This is a genomic window from Candidatus Protofrankia californiensis, assembly GCF_900634765.1.
Lineage (GTDB): Bacteria > Actinomycetota > Actinomycetes > Frankiales > Frankiaceae > Protofrankia > Protofrankia californiensis.
Map to the genome: position 1 here is coordinate 20,077 of NZ_CAAAFT010000037.1, position 5,885 is coordinate 25,961.

General features: G+C 70.6%; 5 protein-coding genes and 1 pseudogene. 2 read left to right on the forward strand and 4 right to left on the reverse strand.

The window, feature by feature from the left end:
- The first annotated feature begins 270 nt into the window (after positions 1 to 270).
- The gene (locus DD1DGNOD_RS01670) at positions 271 to 1,746 is read left to right on the forward strand and encodes a glycosyltransferase 87 family protein (RefSeq protein ID WP_131764808.1); all 1,476 of its coding nucleotides are present in this window, start codon (positions 271 to 273) and stop codon (positions 1,744 to 1,746) included.
- A 184-nt stretch (positions 1,747 to 1,930) separates the two neighbouring features.
- Here DD1DGNOD_RS01670 and DD1DGNOD_RS30435 read toward each other — a convergent pair.
- From DD1DGNOD_RS30435 to DD1DGNOD_RS01690, 4 genes and pseudogenes are all read right to left on the reverse strand, one after another.
- A pseudogene (locus DD1DGNOD_RS30435) lies at positions 1,931 to 2,047 on the reverse strand (alpha/beta fold hydrolase); the annotation flags it as partial.
- 163 nt (positions 2,048 to 2,210) lie between these two features.
- Complete coding sequence (locus DD1DGNOD_RS01680) at positions 2,211 to 2,582, reverse strand: HepT-like ribonuclease domain-containing protein (protein WP_131764807.1); 372 nt, start codon at positions 2,580 to 2,582, stop codon at positions 2,211 to 2,213.
- Positions 2,572 to 2,862, reverse strand: coding sequence for a nucleotidyltransferase family protein (locus tag DD1DGNOD_RS01685; protein ID WP_131764806.1), 291 nt, complete (start codon positions 2,860 to 2,862; stop codon positions 2,572 to 2,574). Before DD1DGNOD_RS01685 ends, DD1DGNOD_RS01680 begins: the two co-directional genes overlap by 11 nt.
- A 117-nt stretch (positions 2,863 to 2,979) precedes the next feature.
- Positions 2,980 to 5,376 (reverse strand): RecQ family ATP-dependent DNA helicase, encoded by a 2,397-nt coding sequence (locus tag DD1DGNOD_RS01690; protein WP_131769291.1) that lies wholly within the window; start codon positions 5,374 to 5,376, stop codon positions 2,980 to 2,982.
- A gap of 204 nt (positions 5,377 to 5,580) precedes the next feature.
- On the opposite strand from DD1DGNOD_RS01690, the gene DD1DGNOD_RS01695 reads away from it, so the two are divergent.
- Positions 5,581 to 5,885, forward strand: a 305-nt coding sequence (locus tag DD1DGNOD_RS01695; protein ID WP_131769292.1) for an RNA-binding S4 domain-containing protein, incomplete at its 3' end; no start/stop codon positions are given.

Here is a 5,885-nt window from a genome sequence, read left to right on the forward strand (position 1 = left end):
ACACCCCGAAGGCGGTCCCGAGCCAGATACCCAGCAACGAGGCCACCCGCGGGTCGTGCAGGCGACTGGGGAAGGCGTCTGCACGTAACGGCCCGCGACGCAGGACCGCGGGCGGTTCCGGGAACCGTCCGGTGAGCAGGCGAATGGATGGTCGCACGCATGCACGGTAGGTCGACCCGGCCCCGGCCGACCCCGCCGAAGGCTTACGGAACGGAGAAACCGACCGCGGGGGTACCCGGATCACCCAGGGCTGCTGCCAGGGTCGGGTCCATGCCCCACACCCTTCGCGCACCACTCGCGCCGCCGGTGACCCGACTCGTCCCTGCCCCGCGGCCGGGCCGCGCGGCCCGGCCGCGGGCGACGTTGGTCGCAGCCGTCGTCGGGCTGGTGGGCATCCTCGCGGTGCAGGCGGTGACTTTATTCCAACCCGGCTACCTGCCCGACCGGGCGGGCGTGCTGTACCTGGCCATGCTCTGGTGGGCGCTCGGCATGACCACCGCGACCCTGCTGCTCCACGCCGCCCCCCGCCGGCTGGCCGTCGGACTGCTGCTCGCCGGCACCGTCACCATTCACGCCGTGGCGCTCACCCACGGCCCGCAACTGTCCGACGACCTCTACCGCTACGTTTGGGACGGCCGGGTGCAGGCCACCGGTATCGACCCGTACCACTACGGCCCGCTCGATCCCGAGCTCGCCCACCTACGTGATCGCTGGCTGTTCCCGGACCCGGGCGGGTGCGCCGCCATCGAGCGCGGTCCGGGGTGCATCCGGTTGAACTATCCACGGGCACACACCATCTACCCACCGGTGGCACAGGCATACTTCACCGCGGTGCACCTCCTGCCCGGCCCGCCGCGCGAGCACAAGACGCAGCTCTACACATCGCTGGCGTCGCTGGCGCTGGTCGCACTGATTATGACGATGCTGACGGTACGGGGACGGGACCCCCGCTACGCGGGCTTCTACGCCCTCTCGCCGCTCGCCGGCCTCGACGTCGCCTCCGACGCACATGTGGACGTCCTCGCCGCGCTGCTCGCGCTCGGCGGCATCGCGGTACTCACCTCACGACCTCGCACCCGCTCCGCGCCGGCCGGGAGACCCACCCGCCGCCGGACCTGGATCGCCGGGACGCTGCTCGCAGCCGCGGTGGCGGTCAAGCTGTACCCGGCGCTGCTCCTTCCGGCAGCCGCCCGACGCCGCCCGGTCGTCGTGGTCGGGGCAGCCGTCGCGGTCGTCGGGCTTTCCTACCTGCCCCACGTCCTGGCCGTCGGAACAGGAGCTCTCGGTTTCCTCCCGGAATACCTCAACGTCGAGGGGTACGGCCAGGGCGACCGCTTCCTGCTGCTCACAGCCCTCGGCATCAACGGGGCCGCGGCCAAGGCCGCCGCCGTGTCGGTGCTGGCCGCGGTCACCGCGGCCGTAATGCGCTCCGAGCCGAGCCGGGTCCCCGTCGAACGAGCCGCGCTGTGGCTCGTCGGGGCCGCCTTCCTCGTCGCCACCCCGGTCCAGCCCTGGTACGGCATCCTGCTGGTGGCGCTCGCCATCCTCGCCGGCCGGCTGGAATGGCTCGCCGTCGCGGCTGCCGGTCATCCCGTGTACGTCTCCCTGTTCACAGACCTCCCCGGTGACGCCCGGACGCTACGGGTGTCCTCCTACACCGTCGCCGCGCTCGTCGTGCTCTCCGCCACGCTGCTGCGCCAGCGGCAACGCGACACCCGGCCATTGCACATTTCGGCGGGAGAATAATGGTGGATCGCCCATCAGCGTGCGCATCACCGCCGGCGCCCGTGACATCCGCTCCACGGGGCGCCACGCAATACACATCATCTGGCGCACCGCGACCGTGTAGGCCCGGTCGTAAACCGGGACCAGCCCTCGAAGGAGCCGAGACGGGTCACCAAACCGATTATCCGATCGAAGATCAAAAAATGTAGCCACGCAAATCCGGCATGATGACGCGGTAGCCGCGCACCGCGATCTTCGCGGCATGGCCGTAGCGCACCCAGGTTTCCGTCGTGGTCGCGAAGCAGCCGTGGATCAACACCAGCGGTCAGCCGGGACAGTCGGGTGACAACGGACAGCAGAAACGGACCCTATATTGGAAACTCCTAATCACAGTGGCGACGGCCGCGCCGGCATCCACCGACTTTCCGAACACCGGACCGTGCTTTTTAGCTATTGGAAGCTCGGACAACGTCGACAACCCGCCGTCAGTTCTCCTGCCCGAGCTGATCGGCGACGAGCGGAAACTCGGCCTTCACCAGCGCCGTCAGTTGGTTCCGCAGCGTCGGAAGCGACACCGTCGCTATCCTCCAGACGATCGACCACTCGATCTCGAAGTAGGCATGAACCGCAAGATTGCGAAATCCTGACACTGACCGCCACGGCACCTCAGGCCAGCGATCCCGGACCTCGAGCGAAACGCGTCCAGCAGCCTCACCGAGGACCATGAGTTTCTGAAGGACAGCGCTCTGAAGCAGGTCGCTGCCCGCGAACGTCCTTTCGTCCACGTCTGCGAGAAAAGCGGAGACCGCCTTGGCCGCCTCCAGCATGTCGACGAGATACAGCTCGTCACGCCGCATACAGGATCCTCGCCTCCGCGAGCACCCGGTCACGGATGACCCATTTCAGCCCGGACTTTGGAACGAGGTCCACCGGACGCCCGATGATCTTCTCCAGCTCGTCTCTGAGCTCGACGATCTCCCAGCCGAGCGTGACGTTCGGCAGGAGCACATAGAGCAGGTCCACGTCCGACCGAGCCTTGTCCTCTCCGCGGGCGACGGACCCGAAGACAGCCAGCTCCGCGATGCCGTACCGCCTGCACAGTTCGGCGATCCGGTCCTCGTGCAGATCCACGGCCACTAAGACAGTGTCCCTGATACGGGCCATGCCTGTCCGCAGGCTGCGATCGTCACAGGTTGAAGGGCAGACCTGCGCGAACGTGACGATGCCGTCCGGTGTGGCCGGGTGGTCGACGCTTCAGCCGGACTCGACGGCGAGAGCCAGGGGGAGGACCGAGGGGGCGCCGGCCTCGCGCAGCAGGCGGGCCGCGACTGTCATCGTCCAGCCTGTGACGATCAGATCGTCGACGAGCAGCACCGGTCCGTCGAGGTCCCCAAGCCGCTCCCCTATGGCGGCGGGCACGGAAAACGCCTCCCAGAGGCCGGCGAGCCGGTGCGCGCTGTTGTGGGAGGTGCTGGCCGCCGGCCCTGCGGCGACGCGGTCGAGGGCACCGAGCAGCGGCAGCCGTCCGATGGTGGCGATGCGTTCACCGAGGCTGCCGACGAGCCTGGGCCGCCGCCGGGACGGTACGACCGCGACCGCCGCCGGGCGACGCTGCCAGCCCCAGCCGGCGAGGGTCTTCACCACGGCGTCGACCAGGTCGTCGGGAAGGGTGCTGTCCGGCGCGTCGGGGCGCAGCAGCGGGCGCAGGCGGTTGCCCCAGCCGACACCGCCCAGCCGGGCCAGTGCCCTGCCCGGTTCTGCCGCGGCGGCCGCCGGAATCCGGCCGGCGAGGTTGAGGCCGAGGGTCCGCATCCCCGTCGGCCACATCCGGCGGGGTTCGACGACGACTCCCGGCCTGTGCAGTTCCGCTCGTGCCCGGTCGCGGGATTCCTCCGACGTGTCCGTCGGCCAACCGCGGCCGGTGCAGCGGTCGCAGCGTCCGCACGGCGCCGCGTACGGGTCGTCGAGCTGGGCGCGCAGAAACTCCAGCCGGCAGCCGGACGTGGCGATGTAGTCGAGCATCGCCTTCTCCTCGCGCGCGCGGGCGGCGGCGACGCGGGCGTACCTGTCCGTGTCGTAGACCCACGCGGTCCCCGTCGTCTCCCAGCCGCCCTTCACCCGCCGCAGGACGCCGTCGGTGTCGAGCACCTTCAGCATCGACTCGAGCCGGCCGTGCCCGATGTCGACGGCGGCGAGCAGCGCCTGGGTGGATATGGGCCCGCCCGCGCCGGCGAGCACGTCCAGCACTTGCCGCACGATCCGCTCCGGTGGGAAGGATGTGTCGGCAAAGTACCGCCAGATGTCGGCGTCCTCGGTGGCCGGAAGCAGCACTACCTCGGCGTGGTCGACAGCCCGGCCGGCTCGGCCGATCTGCTGGTAGTAGGCGATCGGCGAGGCGGGCGCACCGACGTGGACGACGAAGCCGAGGTCCGGCTTGTCGAAGCCCATCCCGAGCGCGCTGGTGGCCACGAGAGCCTTGACCCGGTTCGCCAGCAGGTCGGTCTCGGCCGCGATCCGCTCCGCCGGCTCCGTCCCTCCGTGGTAGGTCGTGACGGTGTGTCCCTGGGTGCGCAGGAAAACGGTGAGCTCCTCCGCCGCCGGCTTGGTCAGTGTGTAGATGATCCCGGACCCGGGGAGCTCGGCGAGATGGTCCGCCACCCAGGCGTAGCGCTGCTCGGCGAGCGGAAGCGTGACGACGGCGAGCCGCAGACTCTCCCGGTCGAGCGTTCCGCGCAGCACCAGCGTGCCGGCATCCCCGGCATCCCCGGCACCCCCGGCCCCACCCGCCTCGCCGGCGCGCCCGGTCTTCCCTGCCACGCCAGCTCCGCCGGCCCGAGCGGCACCGCCCCGCCCAGCGGTCGCGGGACCGGACGTACCCAGCTGCTCGCTGACGTCCGCGACGACGCGAGCGTTGGCCGTGGCGGTCGTCGCCAGCACCGGGACGTCCGGACGCAGACCGGCGATCAGGGTGCGCAGCCGGCGGTAGTCGGGGCGGAAGTCATGACCCCAGTCGGAGATGCAGTGGGCCTCGTCGACGACCAGCAGACCGGTGGTGGCGGCGAGTTCGGGCAGGTAGTCGTCACGAAACGTCGGATTGTTCAGCCGCTCGGGGCCGACGAGCAGCACGTCGAGCTCACCCGAGCGCAGCGCGCCGTAGACCTCGTCCCACTCGGTGACGTTCGCCGAGTGAATCTCCCCGGCCCGGATGCCGAGCCTCGCCGCGGCGGCGGCCTGGTTGCGGATCAGCGCCAGCAGCGGCGAGACGATGACCGTCGGCCCCGGAGGCGTCCCGTCCCGGCCGGCAGCCGTTCTGCCGCACTCCGGAAGCGGGCCGCCGGGCTCTGCGGGAAGGCCACCGGGCTCGGGTTGCGGGCCGCCGGGCTCCGTGAGCCCCTCCCCCGTCCCGCGACCGCGCAGGAGCGCCGTCGCGAGAAAGTAGACCGCCGACTTGCCCCACCCCGTCCGCTGCACAAGCAGCACGCGGCGCCGCCGCCTGACCAGAGCGTCGATCGCCTGCCACTGGTCGTCCCGCAACACCGCCGCGGGGCCGGCGAGCGCACGCAGCAGCTCCTCGGCTCGGGCGCGAGTCGCGCCGACACCGTGAAAGGACGCGTCACCGTCCGTCGTCGTTATCGAGCCGTTGGCCGTCATGGCTCGTGTGTACACGATTCCTCCGACACCTCCCTGCCCGACGAACACCCCTGTGGATAACTGTCCCGACAACACCCCCAGCGATCGCTGCTCGTACTTCAACGACCCGAACACACGTTCCCGGGCACCGCTCCGGCCGGGGATTGTGCCCCTCGTACAGGCTGGCCCGTGGTTGGTGGGCCGCCGGATTCGTAGAGTCGTGCTATGGCGGCGCAGGAGGAGACCGCGCGGGTCGACAGCTGGATCTGGTCCGTGCGGCTGGTCAGAACGCGGTCGCAGGCAACTGCGGCCTGCCGCGCCGGGCATGTCCATCTCAACGGTGAGCGGGTCAAGCCGGCCCATGCGGTGCGCACCGGGGACGAGATACGGGTACGCCAGGCCGGGCACGAGCGGACCATCGTCGTCACCCGCGTTCTCAGCAAGCGGGTCAGCGCGACCGTCGCCGGGGAATGCTTCATCGACCGCAGCCCACCGCCGGCACGCGAGGGTGCCACGGCGGTGGGTATCCG